The following is a 23607-nucleotide window of genomic DNA, read 5'->3' as shown; positions in this document are numbered from 1 at the left end:
CGCTTCGTCGGAGGGGTGCGGGGTAGCGTCGCCGTCATGCATGCGATCACGATTCCCGAACCTGGTGGGCCCGAGGCGCTGGTGTGGGACGAGGTTCCCGATCCGGTGCCGGGCGAGGGCGAAGTGCTGGTCGACGTGGTGGCCAGCGCCGTCAACCGTGCCGACCTGCTGCAACGGCAGGGCTTCTACAACCCGCCGCCTGGGGCGTCCCCCTACCCCGGCCTGGAGTGCTCCGGCAGGGTCGCCGCGGTCGGCCCCGGGGTCTCCGGCTGGGCCGTGGGCGACGAGGTGTGCGCGCTGCTCGCGGGCGGCGGATACGCGGAGAAGGTCGTCGTCCCGGCCGGCCAGCTGCTCCCCGTGCCCGAAGGCATCGACCTCAAGCAGGCCGCGGCGCTGCCCGAGGTGGTGTGCACGGTCTGGTCGAACGTCTTCATGATCTCCCATCTGCGTCCGGGCGAGACCCTGCTCGTGCACGGTGGCTCCAGCGGCATCGGCACCATGGCGATCCAGCTGGCCAAGGCCGTCGGCGCCAAGGTCGCCGTCACGGCCGGCACCAAGGAGAAGCTGGACCGCTGTGCCGAGCTGGGCGCGGACGTCCTCGTGAACTACCGGGAGCAGGACTTCGTCGAGGAGGTCGGCCGGGCCACGGACGGGGCGGGCGCGGACGTGATCCTCGACAACATGGGTGCCAAATATCTGGACCGCAATGTGCAGACGCTCGCGGTCAACGGGCGGCTCGCCATCATCGGTCTCCAGGGCGGGCTGAAGGGTGAGCTGAACCTGGGTGTGCTGCTGAACAAGCGGGCCGCCGTCACCGCGACCTCGCTGCGGGCCCGTCCGCTCACCGAGAAGGCGGCCATCGTCGCGGCCGTACGGGAGCATGTGTGGCCGCTGCTCGCCGCGGGCCATGTGCGTCCGGTCGTCGACCGTGAGCTGCCCATGTCCCAGGCCGCCGAGGCCCACCGGGTGCTGGAGTCGAGCGACCACGTCGGCAAGGTGCTGCTGATCACGCCGTGACCACGGGGTGCTCCGCAGGGAGCGCCGCGATGTGCCGTCCGTCGGCTGCGGCGTCGTTGTGGCTGGGCGCGCCGTTCCCCGCGCCCCTTCAGGGCGGGTGCCGCCGGCTGGGTTTCGGGGGCGGCGCGGTTTCGCCGGGGGTGCTGCGTGTGTGCCGTTCGTCGGCTGCGGCGTCGTTGTGGCTGGGCGCGCCGTTCCCCGCGCCCCTTCGGGGCGCTTTCCCGCGCTCAGCTCTTGCGTAGTCGCAGGCCCAGGAAGGCCAGGCCCAGGCCCATGCCGATGAGGACCAGGCCGCTGCCCAGCGGGAGGATCCGCAGGACCGGTCCGGTCGTCTCCTGGCCGCTCCGGGTGACCTTGCGGCCCGCGGGCCGGGGCGGGGCGGCGGAGGGGGCCAGGGCGGCCTCCCGGGGCGACTCGGAGACGGCGGGGGGCCGTACCCCGCCGTCCTCGGGGGTGTGGTGCCCGTGCGTGCCGAAGAGGTCGTCGTCGCCCTGGATCTTCGTCGCGGGCCCGTCGTCGCGTCCCGGCCGCTGCCGTCCCTCACCGGGGCGGCTGCCGGCCCGGGACGGCTCGGAAGAGACCGATGAGACCGATGAGACCGATGAGACCGATGAGATCGGCGAGACTGACGAGACCGACGAGGCCGATGACCCCGACGACACGGACGACCCCGACGACGCCGATGAGGAGGATGCCGTGGGGGCGGCGGGTGAACCCGGGCCGGAGCCGGAGCCGGGCTTCGCTCCCGCCGCGGACTCCGTGGCCGACGGTACCGACGGGGAGGCCGGCGCTGAAGGGGAGGACGCGGACGACGCCGGTGCCGGTGTCGAGGACTCCGCGGGCGCGGACGTGGACGGGGGCCTGCCCGAAGAGGCGGGTGCCGTGGCCGGCGCGGGCCGGGACGGGGGCGCGGGTGCGGGGCCCGACGGCCCGGTGTGCGCGCTCGCGGTGCCGTACGGCAGCAGGAGCAGCGCCACGACGGGCAGCAGCCGTACGAGGCGGAGCGGGGGACGCAGCCATGGAGCCACGGCGGTGACCTCCTGGAACCCAGTCGCCGGTACCGAGGAACCTCAGCCTCACATTCGGCGACGATCCCGGCATTCCGGGTTGGGCCGACGGGTCTAAACGGTGGATCACGCCCCATGGGGGGCGGCGCGGTGATGAGGTGTAGGTGTGCGAGAGAATGGCGGCATGGAGATGCCGAGGAACGAAAGGTCGCCGGAGAACCCCCAGATCCTGGTCGTGGGCCAGGACGGGATGGCGCTCGGCGGTGGCGGAGACGACGACTCCCGCGAGATCCCGGTGACGGAGCAGGTCGAGCAGCCCGCCAAGGTGATGCGCATCGGCAGCATGATCAAGCAGCTGCTGGAGGAAGTACGCGCCGCTCCCCTGGACGAGGCCAGCCGGGCCCGGCTCAAGGAGATCCACCGCAGCTCCGTGAAGGAGCTGGAGGACGGACTCGCGCCCGAGCTCGTCGAGGAGCTGGAGCGGCTCTCCCTGCCCTTCTCGGACGGGGCGACGCCGAGTGACGCGGAACTGCGTATCGCGCAGGCCCAGTTGGTCGGCTGGCTGGAGGGTCTCTTCCACGGGATCCAGACCACGCTGTTCGCCCAGCAGATGGCCGCGAGGGCCCAGCTGGAGCAGATGCGCCGGGCCCTGCCGCCGGGCGTGGGCGACGGCCCGGAGGAGCAGCAGCGCGCGGGCGGCCGCTCGGGCGGACCGTACCTGTAGACGCGTTCCGCAAGCCGTTCCGCGGACCTGCTCCGCGGACCCGTACGACTGGACCTGTACGACCTCACAGCAAAGGGCCCGGCACTCCTGTGTGCCGGGCCCTTCGACGTGTGCGGGCCGGTCAGCCGGTCGCCGGGTTGCCGGTCGAGACCTTGAGCTGGATGGTCGGCATGTCCTTCGGGTCGACGTCCGTGCCGGCGGCCGGGAACTGGTCCATGATCGAGCCGTCGCCGTAGGTGTTCTCGTCGACCGGGACCTCCTTCATGCTCCAGCCCGCGGCCTGGAAGCACTCCTTGACCGACTTGATGTACTTGAAGTGGAAGTCCGGGACCTGGATCTTGTCCGGGTCGTCGTACGACTCCTGGGGCTCCGTGCACTCGCTCGTGTCGATGGTCTTGGACTCGTCCGGGCCGCGGTAGCCCTCCGCGTGGGACGAGGTGGAGGCCGACGCGGAGGTCGAGGCACCGGCGCCGCCCCCGCCCCCCGCGTTGTCGTCGCCACCGCCGCCCCTGTTCAGGGTCAGCGCGACGACCAGGCCGACGACCGCGACCAGGGACACCACGATCGAGCCGATGATCACCGGCCGGTTGCCCCTGCCGCCGCCCGGACCCGAGGACTGCACCGCGGTCTGCGGGGTGAGGTTGTACGGCGGCGGGGTCGAGGCGCCCTGCGGGCCGTACCCGGCCGACGGGGCCGCGTAGCCGCCCTGCTGCGGATAGCCGTAGGCCGGGGAGGGCGTCGGCGTGCCGTACGGGTTCGGGGTGGCCGGGGGCTGGTACGGCGTCTGCACCGGGCCGGTGGGCGCGGGGGCCGCCTGGTCGACCGGAGGGAAGACCGCGGAGCCGACGCCCGAGCCGCTGGGGGTCGGGGCGCCCGGCACGATGTTCGGCGCGGCCGCCTGGAAGGAGGCGGCGACGCGCAGGCACTCGTCCCGCATCGCCTCGGCGGTGGGGAAGCGCTCGTTCGGGTTCTTCTTCAGCGCGCGGGCGACCAGCGCGTCCACCGCCGGCGGCAGCGAACGGTTGACCGACGAAGGGGCGACCGGCTGCTCCTGCACATGCGCGTACGCGATCGCGAGGGGCGAGTCCGCGTCGAACGGCAACCGCCCGGTGACCAGTTGGAACAGCATGATGCCGACCGAGTACAGGTCGGAGCGGGCGTCCACACCGCGGCCGAGCGCCTGCTCGGGCGAGAGGTACTGCGGGGTGCCGACGACCATGCCGGTCTGGGTCATCGACGTGACGCCCGACTGCATGGCGCGGGCGATGCCGAAGTCCATGACCTTGACGACACCGCGCTTGGTGACCATGACGTTGCCCGGCTTGATGTCGCGGTGGACCAGCCCCATCTCATGGCTGATCTCCAGCGCCGCCAGCACGTCCGCCGTGATCCTTAGCGCCTTGTCGGCGGGCATCGCGCCGTGCTGCCGTACGTCCGCGTCGAGCACCGAGCCCAGCGGGCGGCCCTCGACGTACTCCATGACGATGTACGGAGTGGTCAGCCCGCCCAGGTCGTCCTCGCCGGTGTCGAAGACCGAGACGATGTTGGTGTGCGTGAGCTTCGCCACGGCCTGCGCCTCACGGCGGAAGCGCTCGCGGAACGCCTGCTCACGGCCGAGTTCCGTGTGCAACGTCTTGATCGCGACCTGGCGGTCGAGCACCGCGTCGTACGCCAGGTGCACGGAGGCCATGCCGCCCTCGCCGAGCAGGTCCCGCAACTGGTAGCGGCCGCCGGCGAGCGCCTGCCCCGTATACCGGCCCCCCGCGCCGTCCTGGCTCATGTTCCCCGTCCCCCCGTGGCCGTCAGGCGCTGATCGAATGTGCCATTCCCGGCCAAGTCTGCCCGAGGGCACTGACACGTCAAGCGTGGTGCCCGTTCCGTGACCGTACGCGAAAGAAGCGTCGCGGAAGCGTTACAGCGGCCGTACTCCAGGTACACGGAATTTGCACGACGCGAGGGGCTACCGGTTTGATGACCGGTCCGTCTCGGGCCGGTCCCGGTTCCGATCCCGGACCGGAGGCCCTCGTGGAGGCTGTAGCGTGGCCGACGGAGACCCGTACCAACACCGCGCTCACCGCGGGCAGAAACGACGGCGAGGACCGATGGCACAGACGCACAGCGCCCAGGGCCCGTCCGACCCCGAGGCGGCTGGCGGCGGATTGTCAGACGCGCCGGAGATGTGGGGCAACGGAGGGCTGGTCGGCGACGGCCGGTACCGGCTGACCCACCGTCTCGGCCGGGGCGGCATGGCCGAGGTGTTCGCGGCCGAGGACGTACGGCTGGGCCGCACCGTCGCGGTCAAGCTGCTGCGGGCCGATCTCGCGGAGGACCCCGTCTCCAAGGCGCGCTTCACGCGCGAGGCGCAGTCGGTGGCCGGACTCAACCACCACGCGATCGTCGCCGTGTACGACTCCGGCGAGGACCAGGTGGGCGGCCAGGCCGTGCCCTACATCGTGATGGAGCTGGTCGAGGGCCGCACCATTCGCGACCTGCTGCTCAACGCCGAGGCACCCGGGCCCGAGCAGGCCCTGATCATCGTCTCCGGGGTGCTGGAGGCGCTGGCCTACTCGCACCAGCACGGCATCGTGCACCGCGACATCAAGCCGGCCAACGTCATCATCACGCACAACGGCGCCGTCAAGGTCATGGACTTCGGCATCGCCCGCGCGCTGCACGGCGCGTCCACGACGATGACGCAGACCGGCATGGTGATGGGCACCCCGCAGTACCTGTCGCCTGAGCAGGCGCTCGGCAAGGCCGTCGACTACCGCTCCGACCTGTACGCGACCGGCTGTCTGCTGTACGAACTGCTCGCTCTGCGGCCCCCGTTCACCGGTGAGACCCCGCTGTCGGTGGTCTACCAGCACGTGCAGGACATCCCGGTGCCGCCGTCGGTCGTCGGGGGCTCCGCGCCGCCGGAGCTGGACGGTCTGGTCATGCGCTCGCTGGCCAAGGAGCCCGACGACCGCTTCCAGACGGCCGAGGAGATGCGCGGCCTGGTGCAGTACGGCCTCCAGATGCTGTACGACCAGGGCGGGCACACCGGCACCTGGAACACCGGGCCGGTCGACATGCACGACGGGCGGCACACCCCGGCCGCAGGGTTCGCCGGGACCACCGCGATGCAGCACCCCATGGCCGGGTCCGGCACCACGCAGATCCCGCAGCCGATCCTGCCCGGCGGGTACGGGGGCGGTTACGGGAACGACGACGGCGGCTTCGAGGGGCGCGGCAACAAGGGCAGCGGCCGCGGCAGGCTGTGGATCCTGGCCGTGCTCGCGGTGATCGCCGTCGCGGCGGGCGTGGCGCTGGCGCTGAACAGCGGCGGTGGCGGCGGTGGCGGCCAGGACACGGGCCCGTCGCCGACGACCTCGCAGTCCAGCGAGGACGAGACGAGCAGCGAGAGCCCGAGCGACGACACGCCGCAGCGGTCCATCGACCCGGGCACGGGCGGCGGCTCGGACCAGGGCACCGGCCGGCAGTACACGCCGTCGTCCACTCCGTCGTTCACCCAGTCCGACCCGGAGACCAGCGGCCCGACCGAGAATCCGTCGCCGCCGGAGACCTCCGACGAGCCGACCGACTCGGGCACGGAGTCGCAGCCCGCGACCACGGAGGCGCCGCCGGAGCCGACGGGCGGCGCGGACGGTGGCAACACCGGTGCGCCGGGGACGACTTGAATGCCAGAGCCCCCCACGATCGAGCCCACCCCCTGAGGGATCTTCACCACGCGCGCGTGGGAGCCTAGTCCGGCTCCCCCGCGCGCGTGGTGTTTCCGTACGGCCCCACGGGCGCCCGCGCGGTCACTCCGAGCGTCGCTCCGCGCGGTCACTCCACGAAGGCGTCGCAGACCGCGTCGTACTCCCGCGTCCACCACACCGCGAGCGCCGAGGCGGCCGGGAACTGGGGGTCGGCGCGGCTGTCGCCGCGCTCGTAGTGCCAGCGCAGCATCCAGAAGTCGTTGAGCCGCTCCCACCACACGCGGTGCACGGCCGCCGCGAGTTCGGAGGGCGTGGCCCGCGCGGCGAGCCGGTACGCGCGCGCGTAGGCCCGCACCTTCGGCAGGTCGAGCGCCCCCGCGGGCCGTACGAAGAAGATCGCGGCGGCGCGGACGGCCTCCTCCGCGCGGGGCTGCACGCCGAGCCGGTCCCAGTCGACGATCGCGGCCGGGGCGTCGCCCTTGTAGAGCAGGTTGAACGGGTGGAAGTCGCCGTGCACCCAGCCCACCGGGCCGCCGCGCGGGGGCCGGCGGTCCGCGTGCTGTTCGAGCAGTTCCCGGCGTTCGAGCAGGCGGTGGCGGGCCAGGGCGTCGAAGGAGTCCGCGGGGCGGTGGCGGCGGACGTGGCCGAGCAGGTCGTCGATCAGGGCGAAGGTGTCGGCCGGGTCGGCGCTCTCCACCGGGTGGGGGCTCGTGGCGGGCCGCGTGCCGCCCTTGGGCGGCATCACGCGCTCCAGGCAGGCGTGCACGGCGCCCAGGAGCGCGCCGAGCCGGGCGGACTGCCCGGTGGTGAGCTGGCCGCCGTGGCGGTGTCTGCCGTCGATCCAGGGGTGCAGGGCGTAGGCGTGGCCGCCGACGACGGCGACGGTGCGGCCGTCGTGCCGGGCGAGCGGCGGGGCGACCGGGACGCCCAGGTCGGCGAGGCGCCGGGTGGCCTCGTGCCGGCGCTCGATCGCGGCGGGATCGGCGGTGTCGGGGTCGAAGTGGTGCTTGAGGAAGTAGTGGCCGCGTGTCGTGCGCAGGCGGTATCCGCGGTTGAGGAGGCCCTGGTCGACGGGTTCGCAGGCGACGGCGGAACCCGCGCCGTACAGCCGGAGCAGGGCGCCCAGTGGGGGCGCGTGGGGCACGGGGGGTGGTACACAAGAGCGCGGCACGCCGCAGATGCTAGGGCACCAAAAGGGCGCGTGAGCTGCACGTTGTCACACACAGTCGCTTTCGATCACAGTGTGTGCACGAAGTGCCCTCCGGGGCCGCCGACCGCCCCGGAGTGGTAGGCCGAGTGCGGCGCGGGACTCTTCCCGTGACCTGGGTGGGCGGGATAACGTGCCGTTGCTCCGGCCTCCTGCAAGGCTGTGACCAGCGACCTTCCCGACCCTGGGGATTTACTTGGAAATCCAAGCAAAAGCCGCAGGTCAGGGGGGTTTCACAGAAATGTGGCGCACTGGGTAACGTGACATTTGCAGGGCGCTCGCCGGGGCACCTGTCACGCCTGTTCCGGCCCAGTGGCACCCACCCCGTGCTCCGGGTGCCGGCAACGGGTGAGCCGCACTGGTTACCCGGCAACCCCGGGGGCCGGACCGACGGAGGAGCACACGTGACCGTGGACAGCAGTGCCGCTCGCAAGCCGCGACGCAGCGCCGCAGGCAAGGCCGGCACCACCGGCACCAAGCGCACCACCCGCACCACCCGCACCACTGCCAAGAAGAGCACCGAACCCGAACTCGTCCAGCTGCTGACGCCCGAGGGCGAGCGCGTCGAGGACCCGAGGTACGCCGAGTACGCGGAGTACGTCGCCGGGATCACCCCCGAGGAGCTGCGCGGTCTGTACCGCGACATGGTGCTCACCCGCCGCTTCGACGCTGAGGCCACCGCCCTGCAGCGCCAGGGCGAGCTGGGCCTGTGGGCCTCGCTGCTGGGCCAGGAGGCCGCGCAGATCGGCTCAGGCCGGGCCACCCGCGAGGACGACTACGTCTTCCCGACCTACCGCGAGCACGGTGTGGCCTGGTGCCGCGGCGTCGACCCGACCAACCTGCTCGGCATGTTCCGGGGCGTGAACAACGGCGGCTGGGACCCGGGCGGCAACAACTTCCACCTCTACACCATCGTCATCGGCTCCCAGGCGCTGCACGCCACCGGCTACGCGATGGGCGTGGCCAAGGACGGCGCCGACTCGGCCGTCATCGCCTACTTCGGCGACGGCGCCTCCAGCCAGGGCGACGTGGCCGAGGCGTTCACCTTCTCCGCGGTCTACAACGCGCCCGTCGTGTTCTTCTGCCAGAACAACCAGTGGGCGATCTCCGAGCCCACCGAGAAGCAGACCCGGGTGCCGCTCTACCAGCGGGCCCAGGGCTACGGCTTCCCCGGGGTGCGCGTGGACGGCAACGACGTGCTCGCCTGCCTCGCGGTCACCAAGTGGGCGCTGGACCGGGCCCGCGCGGGCGAGGGTCCGACGCTCGTCGAGGCGTACACCTACCGGATGGGCGCCCACACCACCTCCGACGACCCGACCCGTTACCGGGGCGACGAGGAGCGCCTGGCCTGGGAGGCCAAGGACCCGATCCTGCGCCTTCGGCGGCACCTGGAGTCCGCAAACCACGCGGACGAGGGATTCTTCACGGAACTGGAGGCGGAGAGCGAGACGTTGGGCAGGCGAGTGCGCGAGGTGGTGCGGGCCATGCCCGACCCGGACAACCTCGCCATCTTCGACAACGTGTACGCGGACGGGCACGCGCTCGTCGACGAGGAGCGCGCCCAGTTCGCCGCCTACCAGGCGTCGTTCGCGGACGTAGAGGGGGTCTGACCATGGCGGAGACCACGGCCACGAAGAACATGGCGCTGGCCAAGGCGATCAACGAGTCGCTGCGGCGTGCCCTGGAGACGGACCCCAAGGTCCTCGTCATGGGTGAGGACGTCGGCAAGCTCGGCGGTGTCTTCCGGGTGACGGACGGTCTGCAGAAGGACTTCGGCGAGAGCCGCGTCATCGACACCCCGCTCGCCGAGTCGGGCATCGTCGGCACCGCCATCGGCCTGGCCCTGCGGGGCTACCGCCCGGTGGTGGAGATCCAGTTCGACGGCTTCGTCTTCCCGGCGTACGACCAGATCGTCACCCAGCTCGCGAAGATGCACGCGCGCTCGCTGGGCAAGGTCAAGCTCCCGGTCGTCGTCCGTATCCCCTACGGCGGCGGCATCGGCGCGGTCGAGCACCACTCGGAGTCCCCCGAGTCCCTGTTCGCGCACGTGGCGGGCCTCAAGATCGTCTCCCCGTCGAACGCCTCGGACGCGTACTGGATGATGCAGCAGGCCATCCAGAGCGACGACCCGGTGATCTTCTTCGAGCCCAAGCGGCGCTACTGGGACAAGGCCGAGGTCGACACCGAGGCCATCCCGGCGCCGCTGCACAAGGCGCGCGTGGTGCGCGAGGGCACCGACCTGACCCTCGTCGCCTACGGCCCGATGGTGAAGCTCTGCCGGGAGGTCGCCGACGCGGCGGCCGAGGAGGGCCGGTCCCTGGAGGTCCTGGACCTGCGGTCGGTCTCCCCGCTCGACTTCGACGCGATCCAGGCGTCGGTGGAGCGGACCGGCCGGCTGGTCGTGGTCCACGAGGCGCCGGTGTTCTTCGGCTCGGGCGCGGAGATCGCCGCCCGCATCACGGAGCGCTGCTTCTACCACCTGGAGGCCCCCGTGCTCCGGGTCGGCGGCTATCACGCGCCGTACCCGCCGGCCCGACTGGAGGAGTCGTACCTCCCCGACCTGGACCGGGTGCTCGACGCCGTCGACCGCGCCCTGGCGTACTGAGGAGAGGGACGTGACGACGATGACGGAAGCGTCCGTGCGTGAGTTCAAGATGCCCGACGTGGGCGAGGGACTCACCGAGGCCGAGATCCTCACGTGGTACGTGCAGCCGGGCGACACGGTGACCGACGGCCAGGTGGTGTGCGAGGTCGAGACCGCGAAGGCGGCCGTCGAACTGCCCATCCCGTACGACGGCGTGGTCCGCGAGCTGCACTTCCCGGCCGGCACCACGGTGGACGTGGGCACGTCCATCATCGCGGTGGACGTCTCGGGCGGCGCGGCCCCCGCTCCGGTGCCGGCGCAGCCGGCCGAGCAGCCCGCGCCCGTCGAGCGGCCCGCCGCCGAGGAGCCGAAGACGGAGGGCCGCCAGCCGGTGCTGGTCGGCTACGGCGTCTCCACCTCCTCGACCCGGCGCCGCCCGCGCAAGCCCACCGGGACGGGTGCCCCGGCCGAGGCCGTCCGCGCGGTCCAGACCGAGCTGAACGGCCACGCCGGTGCCGCGGCCCCGGCTCCTGCCCCGGCCCCGGCTCCCGCGCCCGCCCCCGAAGCCCCGGTGTCCGCAGCCCCCGCCCCCGGGTCGCGCCCCCTGGCCAAGCCGCCCGTGCGGAAGCTGGCGAAGGACCTCGGGGTCGACCTGGCCACGGTGACCCCGACCGGCCCGGACGGTGTCATCACGCGCGAGGACGTGCACGCGGCGGTCGCTCCCGTGGCCCCCACCCCCGTCGCCGTGCCCGTCCCCGAGGCCGTGCCGGCGGTCGTGACCCCGGCCGGGGCCCCGGCCCCGGCGGTCGCGTACGACGGGGCGCGCGAGACGCGGATCCCGGTCAAGGGCGTCCGCAGGGCGACGGCGCAGGCCATGGTCGGCTCGGCGTTCACGGCGCCGCACGTCACCGAGTTCGTGACGGTGGACGTGACGCGCACGATGCGGCTCGTCGAGGAGCTGAAGCAGGACAAGGAGATGCAGGGGCTGCGGGTCAACCCGCTGCTGCTGATCGCCAAGGCCCTGCTGGTCGCGATCAGGCGCAACCCGGACATCAACGCGTCCTGGGACGAGGCGAGCCAGGAGATCGTGCTCAAGCACTACGTCAACCTGGGCATCGCCGCGGCCACCCCGCGCGGGCTGCTCGTCCCCAACATCAAGGACGCGCACGCCAGGACGCTGCCGCAGCTGGCGCAGGCGCTCGGTGAGCTGGTGTCCACCGCGCGGGAGGGCAGGACCTCCCCGGCGGCGATGCAGGGTGGCACGGTCACCATCACCAACGTCGGCGTCTTCGGCATCGACACCGGCACGCCGATCCTCAACCCCGGCGAGTCCGCGATCCTCGCGGTCGGCGCGATCAAGCTCCAGCCGTGGGTCCACAAGGGCAAGGTGAAGCCCCGTCAGGTCACCACGCTGGCGCTGAGCTTCGACCACCGGCTGGTCGACGGCGAGCTGGGCTCCAAGGTGCTGGCCGATGTCGCGGCGATCCTGGAGCAGCCGAAGCGGCTGATCACCTGGGCCTGACGGGCGCGTCGACGACACGGGAAGGGGCCCGCCGCGTGCTGCGGCGGGCCCCTTCGGCGTCGTACGGGGACGTCACTTGGCGAAGCCGTAGGTCAGCAGCTTCTTGGCGTCCGACTCGCGGGCGGTGATGGACGAGGAGGCGAGGACGGTGCCGATGACCGTCTTGCCGTTGCGGGTGGCGGCGAAGACCAGGCAGTACTTGGCCTCGGGGCCGGAGCCGGTCTTTACGCCGATGGTGCCGCTGTAGCTGCTGAGCAGCCCGTTGGTGTTGGTCCAGGCGGCCATGGTGCGGGTGGAGCCGGTCTTGGTGATCGTCTTGGCGCGGTACGACTTGGTCTTGACGATCGTGCGGAACGTCGCGCTCTTCATCGCGCTGCTGGCGATCTTCGTCAGGTCGCGCGGCGTCGAGTAGTTGGTGCCCTTGCCGATGCCGTCGAACGAGTCGAAGTGCGTGTTCTTCAGGCCGAGGCTCTTGGCGGCGCTGTTCATCTTGCCGATGAAGGACTTCACCCGGGCGTCCCGGGTGGAGCCGGAGCCGTACTTGTCGGCGAGCGCGTAGGCGGCGTCGCAGCCGGACGGCAGCATCAGCCCGTACAGGAGCTGACGGACGGTGACTTTGTCACCGACGATCAGATGGGCCTGGGAGGCGTTGTTCTTGACGACGTAGTCGCTGTACGCCTTCTGGATCGTGACCTTGGCGTCCAGGTTCAGGTTCGACTGCGCGAGCACGACCTTCGCGGTCATGATCTTCGTGGTGGAGCCCGTGGACCGCCTGGTGTCCGCCGCCTTGGTGTAGAGCGTCTTGGCGTTGCCGTTGTTCATGACGTAGCCGCCCTTGGCCACGATCGAGGGCGTCGTCACGGCCTGGGCGGGCGCCGCGGAGAGGGCTCCGGCGGCGATCAGCGCGCCGGACGTGACGGCGACGGCGGTGGCCCTGCGGAGGCGAATGCCCTGGATGCCGGTTTTCAAGTGAGATACCCCGATTGTCTTGAATGCCCCTACTGTGCGGCCGAGTTGAGGTGGCAAGGGAGTGGGGCCGCACGTGTGTGACGCCCTGACGGGGGTGATGGTTGTACGACCCGCGAGGGTTTTTCGGGGAGTTCCGTGTGACCTGCGTTACGGGACGGTCGCGTGGGGTCCGCATCGTGGACGACGCTCGGGCATGCGTACGTGATGTATCTATGCTGTGCGCATGCCTTCAGCGCCCCCTGCCCCCGTCAGACAGCCGCCCGCCGCCGACCGCGTGTACACCCACGTCAAGCAGGGTGTCCTGGACCGCCGTTACGAGGGCGGCAGCCTCCTCACCGAGGGTGAGCTGGCCGAGGCCGTCGGGGTCTCGCGCACTCCGGTGCGCGAGGCGCTGCTGCGCCTGGAGGTGGAAGGGCTGATCAAGCTCTACCCGAAGAAGGGCGCCCTCGTGCTGCCCGTCTCCGCGCAGGAGATCCACGACGTGGTGGAGACCCGGCTGCTCGTCGAGCAGCACGCCACGCGCAAGGCCGTGCCCGCGCCGCCGGGCCTGGTGGAGCGCCTCGGTGAACTGCTCGCCCGGCAGCGGGAGCAGGCCGCCGCCGGGGACTTCGCCGGCGCGGCCGTCACCGACCGCTGCTTCCACGCCGAGATCGTGCGCAGCGGCGGCAACGAGATCCTCTCCCGCCTCTACGACCAACTGCGCGACCGTCAGCTGCGGATGGGCGTCGCCGTCATGCACTCCCACCCCGACCGCATCGCCAAGACGCTCAGCGAGCACGCGGAGATCCTGGAAGCGCTGCGCACCGGGGACGCCGAGGCGGCCGTGGGGGTCGTGCACCGGCACGTGAGCTGGTTCTCGAACCTCGCGCGGGGTGAGGTCCGATGAGCGGCACCACCCTTCCCGGGGACCCGCCGGGCGGTCGCCGGGCGGTGTGGGTGTGGAGCATCGGCGTCGCCGTCTACTTCGTCGCGGTCGTCTTCCGTACGTCCCTCGGGGTCGCCGGGCTCGACGCCGCGCAGCGCTTCCACGTGGGCGCCTCGGCGCTGTCGACCTTCTCGATCCTCCAACTGCTGGTCTACGCCGGCATGCAGATACCCGTGGGGCTGCTGGTCGACCGGCTCGGCACCAAGAGGGTGCTGGGCATGGGGGCGGTGCTGTTCACGGCCGGACAGCTGGGCTTCGCGTTCTCCCCGTCGTACGGCACCGCGCTCGCCTCGCGCGCACTGCTCGGCTGCGGTGACGCGATGACGTTCATCAGCGTGCTGCGACTCGGCGCGCGGTGGTTCCCGGCGCGGCGCGGACCCCTGGTCGCGCAGCTCGCGGGCCTGGTCGGCATGGCGGGCAACCTGATCTCCACGCTGGTGCTGGCCCGGCTGCTGCACGGCGTCGGGTGGACGACGGCGTTCGCGGGGAGCGCGGCGGCCGGCGCGATCGTCCTGGTGCTGCTCCTGCTGTTCCTGAAGGACCACCCCGAGGGCCACGAGCCGGAACCCTTCCCGCACCGGGGGGCCGCCTACGTGCGCCGGCAGATCGCCGCCTCCTGGCGGGAGCCGGGCACCCGGCTGGGCATGTGGGCGCACTTCACCACGCAGTTCCCCGCGATGGTGTTCCTGCTGCTGTGGGGGCTGCCGTTCCTCGTCGAGGCGCAGGGCCTCAGCCGGGCCACGGCCGGTGAACTGCTCACCCTGGTCGTGCTGTCCAACATGGTGATCGGTCTGGTCTACGGCCAGATCGTCGCCCGGCACCACGCGGCGCGGCTGCCGCTGGTGCTCGGGACGGTCGCGGCGACGACGGTGATGTGGGCGACGGTCCTCGTCTGGCCCGCGGACCACGCCCCGATGTGGCTGCTGCTGACGCTGTGCGCGGTGCTCGGCGCGTGCGGTCCCGCGTCGATGATCGGCTTCGACTTCGCCCGGCCCGCGAATCCGCCGGAGCGGCAGGGCACGGCCTCCGGGATCACCAACATGGGCGGATTCGTCGCCTCCATGGCGACCCTGTTCGCGGTGGGTGTCCTGCTCGACGCGACCGACGACGACTACTCGATCGCCTTCTCGGTGGTCTTCTTCCTCCAGGCGCTCGGCGTGAGCCAGATCCTGCGCCTGCGCCGCCGGGCGGCCCGCCGTGAACGCGAACGCCTGGTCGCGAGCCGGGTGGAGACGGTGCACGTACCGGCGGCGTAGCGCCGCGGAGTGGTGGTGCGGGCCCTCGAAGGCCCCGCACCACTCAGGCTTCCTGTCGCCGCGTCACCACGTCACCGTCACCACGTCGCTGTGTTCACGTCACCGTGTTACTGCGTCACCGCGAAGTGGCGGAGGATCGCCGCCGTCAGGGTCGGGTCGCCCTCGGTCTTCACACGGTCCGTGACCGCCTCGGGTGTCACCCGGCCGCAGGCCAGGCGGACGTAGGTCTCCCAGTCGAGGGTGAGGGTCGCGGCGGGGCCCAGCGCGGGGGCCGTCTCCAGGGTGCCCCGGCCCTGGATGTCGACCCGGATGGTGCGCAGGAACTCGATCGGCCCGTGCACGTCGAAGACGACCGCCGAACTGCGCGGCGCGTCGGCGTCGTCGGCCACGACCTTCGGCAGCTCGGACAGGAGCACGTCCCGTGCGACGTGCGCGCCCGGCGAGTCCAGGTTGCCCGGCCGGCCCAGGGCGGCGCGCAGGTCCTGCTCGTGCACCCACACGTCGAACGCCCGGTTGCGCATGGCCTCCTCCAACGTGAGGTCCGTGCCGAGCGGGCCGCGCACCTTGGTGCCCGGGTCGCGCGACTCGTTGCGCAGCTGGCGGTTGCGGCGGATGACCGTGTACTCCAGCTCGGACGTCATCTCCGGGGCCGTGTGGTGACGGCGGACGTCGACCTGCATCTCCATGTACCGCTGGTGCTCGTTGGTGACGTGGAACAGGTCGCGCGGCAGGCTGTGGATCGGCCGGGGGTCGCCGAGCATCTCGCAGTCCAGGCCGATGACGTGGGAGACGACGTCACGGACCGACCAGCCGGGGCAGGGCGTCCGCCGGTTCCACTCGCCCTCGACAAGCGGCTGCACCAGCTCGGATATCGCTTCGATGGAGTGGGTCCACGCGTCGGCGTAGGGCTGGAGGGTGGGATGCAGACTCACGGAACGGGACCCCTCGGCGGTCGGTACACGGGCGGTTGGTGGCTGGAGGTGCCAGTGGGAGGTGGCTTTCGGCGGGCGTCTCGGAGATCCCCCAAGCTCTCGTCATCGCTCGAACGGGGGGGACCCCCAAGTTACGCTGCTGTGAGGCACCCCGGCAGTGCTTTCGTGTGACGATCGTAGGCCCGTGTGGACGGGTCGAATGCCAGGACGGTGGTAGTGTGCGCGCCTCGCTCCTCCAGATCGCCGTAGACGAGGACGAATCGGTCGAATCGCGAAGGCGGCGGGTGGCCGCGCTGGTGCGTGAGCAGGCCGGGGCCGATCTGGTCGTCCTGCCCGAGCTGTGGACGACCGGCGCCTTCGCCTTCGAGACGTTCGCGCGTGAGGCCGAGCCGCTGGACGGGCCGACGCACGAGGCGATGGCCGGGGCCGCGCGTGACGCGGGCGTATGGCTGCACGCGGGGTCCTTCCCGGAGCGCGCCGCGTCCGAGGACGGCTCCGACGGGCCGGGGCCCCTCTACAACACCTCGCTCCTCCTCTCCCCCTCCGGTGAACTCGCCGCCGTCTACCGCAAGATCCATCGCTTCGGCTTCGACAAGGGTGAGGCCGTGCTGATGGGGGCCGGGCGCGAGCCGGTGACCGCGCGGCTGCCGTGGACCACGCTCGGCGTGGCCACCTGCTACGACCTGCGCTTCCCCGAGCTCTTCCGTGCGCTCGTCGACGGAGGCGCCGAGACGCTGGTGATCCCGGCGGGCTGGCCGGAGCGCCGCCGGACGCACTGGACGCTGCTGGCCCGGGCGCGGGCGGTCGAGAACCAGGCGTTCGTGCTCGCCTGTGGAACGGCCGGGACGCACGCCGGAGTTCCGCAGGCGGGTCACTCGATCGTGGTGGACCCCTGGGGCGAGGTCCTGGCGGAGGCGGGCGCCGGGGAGGAGGTCCTGACCGCGGAGTTCGACCCGTCGGCGGCGCGCACGGCGCGGGACCGCTTCCCGGTCCTCAAGGACCGGGTCCTGGGCCTCGCCCCGCCCTCCCACTGACACCACCCGGCCCCGCTGCGGGCGCCCCTTTCGGCGGTGTCGCGCAGGGTGGCGACGGCGCCGGGCGGGCCGCCGTCCCGGTCGGTGGAGCGCCGGCTGACGGCGAGCAGCCGACCCTGCGCGAGGTGCACCTCGCCGGCGGCGTCCCGGCCGGAGACGAACACCCGGGCCAGGCATCCCCGTCCCTGACGTCCCCGACGTCCTCGGCCCGGCGTTCCCGGCCCTGACGTTCCCGGCCCCGGCGTCCTCGGCCCGGCGTCCTCGTCCCCGGCGTCCTCGGCCCGGCGTCCTCGTCCCCGACGTCCTCGGCGTCCCCGACGTCCTCGGCGTCCCCGACGTCCTCGGCCCGGCGTCCTCGTCCCCGGCGTCCTCGGCCCGGCGTCCTCGTCCCCGACGTCCCCGTCCCCGACGTCCTCGCCCCCTACAACCCCGTCCCCAGGGGCTGTTCCGTCCAGATGACCTTGCCCGACGGGGTGTAGCGGGTGCCCCAGCGGTCGGCGAACTGGGCCACCAGGAACAGGCCCCGGCCGCCCTCGTCCGTCGTCGCCGCGCGGCGCAGGTGCGGGGCGGTGCTGCTGCCGTCGGAGACCTCGCAGATCAGACTGCGGTCGCGGATCAGCCGTACCCGGATGGGGCCGCCCGCGTGCCGGATGGCGTTGGTGACCAGTTCGCTGAGGATCAGCTCGGTCGTGAACGCCGCCTCCGTCAGCCCCCAGTCCTCCAGTGTCTTCGCCGCCGCGGCCCGCACCCGGCCCACCGCCGAGGGGTCGGCCGGCACGTCCCACTCCGCCGTCCGGTCGGGCGCCAGCATCCGGGTGCGGGCCACGACCAGGGCGATGTCGTCGCGGGGCCGCTCCGGCACCAGTTCGGCGAGCACCTTGCGGCACATCGCGTCCGGCTCCGGACCGGCCCCGGTCAGCGCCTGCCGCAGCAGTTCCAGGCCGTCGTCGATGTCACGGCGCTGGTCCTCGACGAGCCCGTCCGTGTAGAAGACCAGCGAACTGCCCTCGGGCAGCCGCACCGTGACCGTCTCGAAGGGCAGCGGACCGCCCAGGCCGAGCGGCGGCCCGCCGGGCACGTCCAGGAACTCCACGCTGCCCTCGGGCCGGACGAGGGCCGGCTGGAGGTGCCCCGCGCGCGAGAGCGTGCACAGGCCGGAGCCGGGGTCGTACACGGCGTACAGACAGGTCGCCCCGGTGACCTGCGGGCCCTCGTCGTCGCAGGACTCGTCCAGGTCGATGCGGGAGACCAGCTCGTCCAGGTGCCAGAGCAGTTCGTCGGGCGGGACGTCCAGCGTCGAGAAGTTGTGGACGGCGGTGCGCAGCCGGCCCATCGTCGCGGCCGCGTGCAGCCCGTGCCCCACGACGTCCCCGACGACGAGCGCGACGCGGGCCCCGGGCAGCGGGATGACGTCGAACCAGTCGCCGCCGACCCCGCCCTGCGCGGCCTGGGCGGGCAGATAGCCGTACGCCACCTCCAGCGCGGTCTGTTCGGGCAGGGCCCGGGGCAGCAGGCTGCGCTGGAGCGTGACGGCCATGCCGTGCTCGCGCGTGTAGCGGCGGGCGTTGTCGATGCTGACGGCGGCGCGGGCCACCAGTTCCTCGGCGAGGGAGAGGTCGTCCTGCTCGAAGGGCTCGCGCGGGCCCGACCGCCAGAAGGTCGTCACGCCCATGATGACGCCGCGGGCGCGCAGCGGGACGGTGAGCATCGAGTGCATGCCGAACTCGATGATCCGCCGGGCCCGTTCGGGGTCCTGGACCTGCCAGCCGGAGAACGTCGTCAGATCGGTCTCCAGGGTGGCCCGGCCGGTGGCGAAACCATCCGCCTGCGGGGTGTCCGGGGCGAAGCGGACCAGTTCGTCGTGGCCGTAGAGCGGGCTGCCGCCGAGGACGGCCCGGAAGCCGACGCGGCGCATGTCCGTGCCGCCCTGCCGCGGTTCGCCGCCGCGCAGCACGGGATCGGCGAGGTCGACGGTCACGAAGTCCGCGAACCGGGGGACCGCGAAGTCCGCCAGCTCCTGGGCGGTGTGGGTGACGTCGAGGCCGGTGCCGATCTCCAGACCGGCGTCGAAGAGCAGCTTCAGCCGCTCCTGCGCGAGGTCGGCGCGGCCGGTGAGCGCCTGGAGCTCGGTGGTGTCGCGCAGGGTGGCGACGGCGCCGGGCGGGCCGCCGTCCCGGTCGGTGGAGCGCTGGCTGACGGCGAGCAGCCGGCCCTGCGCGAGGTGCACCTCGTCGGTGGCGTCCCGGCCGGAGACGAACAGCCGGGCGAGGTCGCGGTCCATGTCCAGGTCGAGCGGGGAGCTGCCCTCCGCCTGCGGGGCGAGGCCGAGGAGTCTGCGCGCCTCGTCGTTGGCGAGGGCGAGCCGGCCGTCCCCGTCCATGATCATCACGCCTTCGCGCACGGAGTGCAGGACGGCGTCGTGGTGCTCGTACATCCTCGTCATCTCGGCGGGCCCGAGGCCGTGCGTCTGGTGGCGCAGCCGGCGGCTCACCAGGGCGGTGCCCGCGGTCGCGATGGCCAGGGCGGCGATCGCCGAGCCGACGAGCACGGGCAGCTGGTGCTCGACGACCCCGCTGACCGAGCTGAGGGTGACCCCTGCGGCGACCAGGCCGACGATCCGGCCCCGGTCGTCGGTCACGGGGACCGCCGCGCGCACCGAGGGGCCGAGCGTGCCGGTGTAGGTCTCCCGGACGACGCCGCCGGCCGCCGCGGGGCCTATGGTGCCGAGGTAGTGCTTGCCGATCTGGGAGGGGTCGGGGTGGGTGTAGCGGATGCCGTCGGTGGTCATCGCCACGACGAAGTCCACGCCCGACGCCTTGCGCGCCGCCTCCGCGCGCGGCTGGAGCAGCGCGGTCGGGTCGGGGCTCTGCATCGCCTCGGCCACACCGGGCGCGTGGGCGAACGTCTCGGCCACGGCGAAGGAACGATTGCGCGCCTCGCGCTCGCTGTCGGTGCGTACCTGTAGGACCACGGTGACCACCGCGGCGACGACGAGGAGCACGACGATCGCCGCCTGAAGGACGAATACCTGCCGGGCGACGGTACGCGCGCTCAACACCGAGCACAGGCGGCCGAGGTATCCGGCCATGCCTCTTTTATCTCACAAGCGGATGTGGCTGTCCGGCGGATCATGCGGATCGTGACGCACGGGCCCGGAACCGGTTCCGGCACCGGTGGTTTCTAGTCGCCGGCCCGTTCCTTTTCCGCCAGATGGATCACGCAGACCGCCACCGCGATCAGCAGCGCCGGGTCGGCGTCCTCCCGGACGACGTCCACGCCGTAGGTCTCGCGCAGATGCAGCCACCGGCGGGAGATCACCGCGAGGAGTTCGCCGTCGTACTCCACGGCGAACTCGCGGTCGAGGATCTTGCCGCTGACGTCCAGTTCGGTGCCGTCGGCCAGGGTCACCCGGTAGTGGTTGCGCAGCAGCGACAGCCGCTTGCGGCGGATCCGGGCCAGGGTCTCGCCGTCCCGTTCGATCACCATCGTGTCGCGCAGGGCCAGCATCTTCTGGTGGATGTCGATGAGGACCCGCCCCTGGGTGTCCTTCAGTTCGAAGGTGTCCCGCAGCCGCATCGCCTTGCCGTCGACCAGGAACACCCTGTTGCCGTGGTCGTCCTCGATCCAGTAGTCCTCGCCGATGCCGAGGAGCCGGTCGCGTACCTGGAATCTCATGCCGTTACGGCTTCCCCGCGCGCGGGACCGAAACGCCGCCGGTAGGCCGACGGGCTGAGCCCGGTCTCGCGGCGCAGCCGGGCGCGCAGATTGGCGGCGGTGCCGAGCCCGCTGCGGGCGGCGACCACGTCGAGGCGTTCCTCGCCCCGTTCGATCAGCCGGCAGGCCAGGGCGACGCGCTCCCCGGTCAGCCAGGCCAGCGGCGTGGTCCCCAACTGCGTGCGGAACCGGCGGTGCAGCGTGGCGGGGGAGACGGCGGCGCGGGCGGCCAGGTCCGCGACCGTCAGCGGCTCGCCCAGCCGTTCCTGCGCCCAGGCGAGCAGCGGGCCGAGCGACTCGTCGGGCACGTCGGGGACCGGGCGCTCCACGAACTGCCGTTGCCCGCCGTCCCGGTGCGCGGCGAACACCAGCCGCCGGGAGACGGCGTTGGCGATCTCGGCGCCGTGGTCGCGCCGTACGACGTGCAGCCCGAGGTCGAGCGCGGAGGCGCTGCCGGACGCGGTGAGGATGTCGCCGTCGTCCACGAACAGCACGTCCGGCTCCAGGAGCACCCGGGGGAAGCGGGCGCGGAAGTCGTCGGCCCACATCCAGTGGCAGGCCGCGCGCCGTCCGTCGAGGAGCCCGGCCTCGGCGAGGGTGAACGCGCCGGAGCAGAAGCCGACGAGGCGTGCGCCATGCGCGTGGGCCCGGCGCACGGTGTCCAGGACGCGGGGCTCGCGCGGGGTGTCGGTGTCGGGGCGGTTCGGCACGATCAGGGTGTCCGCCTCCTCGGCCGCCTCCAGGCCGGCGACCCCGGTGAGGGTGAAGAAGCCGTCGCGCATCCGGGTGTCCGGGTCGGCGGCGCACAGCCGGAAGTCGTAGAGGTCGCGGCCCAGCTCGGGGCGGCGCAGCCCGAAGACCTCGATGGCGCAGCTCATCTCGAAGGGGTTGGAGTTCTCGTCGACGAGGAGGACCACCCGGTGCGCCCGGCCGGCCCGGTCCGGCCGCGAGGGCTGAGAGGGCTGAGAGGGCTGAGAGGATTCTTGCGGCATGTGCGATTCCTAGCACTCGTGCCGCCGGCCCGCCACCGCTGACGATGGCGTCATGAATGAACCGATCTCCCTGGACACCGCCCTGGCCTCGTTCGCCGAGCGGTGGAGCCCCCGCATCGTGACGGCCGTCAACGACTACGACGTGCGCGTCGCCAAGGTCGAGGGCGACCACGTGTGGCACGTCCACGACCACACCGACGAGTTCTTCCTGGTGCTCGACGGCGAACTGCACATCGCCCTGCGCGAGGACGGCGGCGAACGCACCGTCGTCCTGCCCAGGGGCTCGGTCTTCACCGTCCCGAGCGGCACCGAGCACAAGCCGTACGCGCCCGTCCCCACGGCCATCCTGCTGTTCGAGCCGTCCGGCACGCTCACCGTCGGCGACCGGCACGAGGAGGTCCCGGCCCACGTGGACGCGACGACGGGCCACGCGCTCGGCCGACCGCCCCGCCCGACTGCCTGACCGCCCGACTGCCTGGCCGCCCGGCCGACTGCCGCCGGTCCTGGCCGGGAGGGACGGCCGGGACCGGCGGCAGGGCGGGGCGTGCTACCGGCGGCGCGGGCGCGGCGCCAGCTTGAACAGGGCCACTCCGGCGGCGACCAGCGTGGTGGCCGCCACCATCATCGCCATGCTGTTGAGCCACATGCCGGTGGCGGCCAGGGTGGCGCCGCCCGCGCCGGTGGTGCCGGCGCCTATCACTCGTCCGTACATCGTGCTTCTCCTAGGGGTGGTGCGTGAGGTGGGCGCGTGGGGGGCGGCGGTTCGGGTGACGGCCCGTCGGGCGGGTCGCGTCAGGTGGCGACCCACTTCTCCTCGCTGCGGCGCAGCAGGCCCCACAGGGAGGAGAAGTAGACGGCGTGCTGGAAGAGGTCGTAGAGCATCTCCGGGACCATCAGCAGGGCGACCAGGACCGCGAGGGGTCCGGCGCGGCGGACGGAGACGGTCTTCTCGACCACGAAGATCAGGCCGATCGCGGTCCAGAAGGGCGACATCCCGGGCCAGCCGTACAGCGAGGTGTACGTGATCGTGAAGATCAGGTAGACGAGGAAGGACAGCGCGCCGAAGCCCATCAGCAGCTGCTGGAGGAAGTAGCGGGCGGTGACCCGGGTCCAGCCGTAGTCGCGCAGGTTCTCCAGGGCGCCGCGCTGCCAGCGCAGCCGCTGGTGCCACAGCTTGGGCAGGGTCGGCATGACCTCGGTGGTGACCGCGCAGCCGGCCGGTGACATGGCCCGGTAGCCGAGGGTCTTGACCGCCTTGGTCATCTCGTCGTCCTCGGTGAGCGAGGCGAGGCTGTAGTAGCCGGTGCCGCCGCCGATCACCCCGGCGCGGCGGGCGGCGCGGACCTCGCGCAGCACACGGGCGCGGAACATGGTGCCGGTGCCGGTGAGGACCTGGGCCTTTCCGCCGGTGCGCTCCAGTTCCCAGGCGTAGCGGTGGAACTCCATGCGCTGGAGCAGGCCGAGCAGACCGCCGCCGGGTTCGCCGTAGAAGACGCCGCCGACGGCGCCGACCTTGCGGTTGAAGGTGGCGAGGGCGGTCTCGGCGAACCAGGGGTTGAGCACGGTGTCGGCGTCCTGGACGAGCACCAGGTCCCGGTCGTCGAGGTGGGGCAGCACCCAGGCGATGGCCTGGTTGAGGGCGCCCGCCTTCTTGTGGGTGTTGCCCTGGGTGGGGAAGACCTGGGCGCCGTGGGCGGTGGCGACGGCGGCGGTGGCGTCGGTGCAGTTGTCGGCGACGACCACGACCAGGTCGGGGGTGCGGGTCTGGTGCCGCAGCCCGTCGAGGGCGGCGGCGATCCGGTCCTCTTCGTTGTGCGCCGGTATCAGCACGACCAGCCGGGGCCGGTGCGCGGGCTCGTCCGGCCCGGCGTGCGCGCGCCGGGCGCCGTGACGCGGCGCCTGCGGCGCCACGCCGACGCGGTACGTCACGGAGCCCCCCCCGGGTCCCTGGTGCGTGGTGGCTCCGGTGTCCCCTCGGCCTCAGATGGACCGAGTCTTTACGCTTTCCACACAACTACACAAG

The 23607-nt window shown here is 72.4% G+C and carries 20 protein-coding genes; 10 read left to right on the top strand and 10 right to left on the bottom strand.

Annotation, left to right across the window (positions count from 1 at the left end; translation table 11 throughout):
• Positions 1-36 precede the first annotated feature (36 nt).
• Positions 37-1017, top strand: coding sequence for an NAD(P)H-quinone oxidoreductase (locus tag AB0F77_RS32805; protein WP_361955326.1), 981 nt, complete (start codon positions 37-39; stop codon positions 1015-1017).
• Between the two features lie 540 nt (positions 1018-1557).
• On the opposite strand, the gene AB0F77_RS32800 is transcribed toward AB0F77_RS32805, so the two are convergent.
• Positions 1558-2037, bottom strand: a complete 480-nt coding sequence (locus tag AB0F77_RS32800) for a hypothetical protein (RefSeq protein ID WP_361955325.1) — start codon at positions 2035-2037, stop codon at positions 1558-1560.
• A 171-nt stretch (positions 2038-2208) separates the two neighbouring features.
• On the opposite strand from AB0F77_RS32800, the gene AB0F77_RS32795 reads away from it, so the two are divergent.
• Positions 2209-2748, top strand: a complete 540-nt coding sequence (locus AB0F77_RS32795; protein WP_361955324.1) for a bacterial proteasome activator family protein — start codon at positions 2209-2211, stop codon at positions 2746-2748.
• Positions 2749-2869: 121 nt separating this feature from the next.
• On the opposite strand, the gene AB0F77_RS32790 is transcribed toward AB0F77_RS32795, so the two are convergent.
• Positions 2870-4528 (bottom strand): protein kinase, encoded by a 1659-nt coding sequence (locus AB0F77_RS32790; protein WP_361955323.1) that lies wholly within the window; start codon positions 4526-4528, stop codon positions 2870-2872.
• A gap of 322 nt (positions 4529-4850) precedes the next feature.
• Between AB0F77_RS32790 and AB0F77_RS32785 the strand changes: the two genes are divergently transcribed.
• Positions 4851-6428, top strand: a complete 1578-nt coding sequence (locus AB0F77_RS32785) for a protein kinase (protein WP_361955322.1) — start codon at positions 4851-4853, stop codon at positions 6426-6428.
• Between the two features lie 148 nt (positions 6429-6576).
• Here the strand turns inward: AB0F77_RS32785 and AB0F77_RS32780 are convergent, their stop codons facing one another.
• Complete coding sequence (locus AB0F77_RS32780; protein ID WP_361955321.1) at positions 6577-7593, bottom strand: phosphotransferase; 1017 nt, start codon at positions 7591-7593, stop codon at positions 6577-6579.
• A gap of 467 nt (positions 7594-8060) precedes the next feature.
• Between AB0F77_RS32780 and pdhA the strand changes: the two genes are divergently transcribed.
• From pdhA to AB0F77_RS32765, 3 genes are read left to right on the top strand one after another with little or no spacing between them, the layout of a single operon-like run.
• Positions 8061-9266, top strand: coding sequence for a pyruvate dehydrogenase (acetyl-transferring) E1 component subunit alpha (gene pdhA / locus AB0F77_RS32775; RefSeq protein WP_361955320.1), 1206 nt, complete (start codon positions 8061-8063; stop codon positions 9264-9266).
• Between the two features lie 2 nt (positions 9267-9268).
• Entirely contained in the window at positions 9269-10261 is a 993-nt protein-coding gene (locus AB0F77_RS32770) for an alpha-ketoacid dehydrogenase subunit beta (RefSeq protein WP_361955319.1), read from the top strand.
• Positions 10262-10271: 10 nt separating this feature from the next.
• Positions 10272-11762, top strand: coding sequence for a dihydrolipoamide acetyltransferase family protein (locus AB0F77_RS32765; protein ID WP_361955318.1), 1491 nt, complete (start codon positions 10272-10274; stop codon positions 11760-11762).
• Positions 11763-11834: 72 nt separating this feature from the next.
• On the opposite strand, the gene AB0F77_RS32760 is transcribed toward AB0F77_RS32765, so the two are convergent.
• Positions 11835-12731 (bottom strand): D-alanyl-D-alanine carboxypeptidase, encoded by an 897-nt coding sequence (locus AB0F77_RS32760; protein WP_361955317.1) that lies wholly within the window; start codon positions 12729-12731, stop codon positions 11835-11837.
• Positions 12732-12954: 223 nt separating this feature from the next.
• On the opposite strand from AB0F77_RS32760, the gene AB0F77_RS32755 reads away from it, so the two are divergent.
• Together AB0F77_RS32755 and AB0F77_RS32750 are read left to right on the top strand one after the other, a co-directional pair.
• Entirely contained in the window at positions 12955-13617 is a 663-nt protein-coding gene (locus tag AB0F77_RS32755; RefSeq protein WP_361955316.1) for a GntR family transcriptional regulator, read from the top strand.
• On the top strand, positions 13614-14912 hold the full coding sequence (locus AB0F77_RS32750; RefSeq protein ID WP_361955315.1) for an MFS transporter: 1299 nt from the start codon (positions 13614-13616) through the stop codon (positions 14910-14912). The genes AB0F77_RS32755 and AB0F77_RS32750 overlap by 4 nt, the downstream gene beginning before the upstream one ends.
• Before the next feature lie 107 nt (positions 14913-15019).
• Here the strand turns inward: AB0F77_RS32750 and AB0F77_RS32745 are convergent, their stop codons facing one another.
• The gene (locus tag AB0F77_RS32745) at positions 15020-15844 is read right to left on the bottom strand and encodes a maleylpyruvate isomerase family mycothiol-dependent enzyme (protein WP_361955314.1); all 825 of its coding nucleotides are present in this window, start codon (positions 15842-15844) and stop codon (positions 15020-15022) included.
• A gap of 218 nt (positions 15845-16062) precedes the next feature.
• On the opposite strand from AB0F77_RS32745, the gene AB0F77_RS32740 reads away from it, so the two are divergent.
• Positions 16063-16878, top strand: coding sequence for a carbon-nitrogen family hydrolase (locus tag AB0F77_RS32740; RefSeq protein WP_361955313.1), 816 nt, complete (start codon positions 16063-16065; stop codon positions 16876-16878).
• A 421-nt stretch (positions 16879-17299) separates the two neighbouring features.
• On the opposite strand, the gene AB0F77_RS32735 is transcribed toward AB0F77_RS32740, so the two are convergent.
• The 3 genes from AB0F77_RS32735 to AB0F77_RS32725 form a co-directional block, all read right to left on the bottom strand.
• Positions 17300-19966 (bottom strand): SpoIIE family protein phosphatase, encoded by a 2667-nt coding sequence (locus tag AB0F77_RS32735; protein ID WP_361955312.1) that lies wholly within the window; start codon positions 19964-19966, stop codon positions 17300-17302.
• 92 nt (positions 19967-20058) lie between these two features.
• Positions 20059-20553 (bottom strand): LURP-one-related family protein, encoded by a 495-nt coding sequence (locus tag AB0F77_RS32730; protein ID WP_361955311.1) that lies wholly within the window; start codon positions 20551-20553, stop codon positions 20059-20061.
• Complete coding sequence (locus AB0F77_RS32725; protein WP_361955310.1) at positions 20550-21584, bottom strand: helix-turn-helix domain-containing protein; 1035 nt, start codon at positions 21582-21584, stop codon at positions 20550-20552. The genes AB0F77_RS32730 and AB0F77_RS32725 overlap by 4 nt, the downstream gene beginning before the upstream one ends.
• A 52-nt stretch (positions 21585-21636) precedes the next feature.
• Between AB0F77_RS32725 and AB0F77_RS32720 the strand changes: the two genes are divergently transcribed.
• Complete coding sequence (locus tag AB0F77_RS32720) at positions 21637-22047, top strand: cupin domain-containing protein (protein ID WP_361955309.1); 411 nt, start codon at positions 21637-21639, stop codon at positions 22045-22047.
• Positions 22048-22131: 84 nt separating this feature from the next.
• On the opposite strand, the gene AB0F77_RS32715 is transcribed toward AB0F77_RS32720, so the two are convergent.
• A complete protein-coding gene (locus AB0F77_RS32715; protein ID WP_361955308.1) occupies positions 22132-22296 on the bottom strand; it encodes a hypothetical protein in 165 nt (54 codons plus the stop codon).
• An 80-nt stretch (positions 22297-22376) separates the two neighbouring features.
• On the bottom strand, positions 22377-23420 hold the full coding sequence (locus AB0F77_RS32710; protein WP_361955351.1) for a glycosyltransferase family 2 protein: 1044 nt from the start codon (positions 23418-23420) through the stop codon (positions 22377-22379).
• Between the last annotated feature and the right edge of the window lie 187 nt (positions 23421-23607).

The organism is Streptomyces sp. NPDC026672 (assembly GCF_040638185.1).
Classification (GTDB): domain Bacteria; phylum Actinomycetota; class Actinomycetes; order Streptomycetales; family Streptomycetaceae; genus Streptomyces.
Note: the sequence above shows the minus strand (reverse complement) of the source record. Positions and strands in the feature narration are given on the sequence as shown.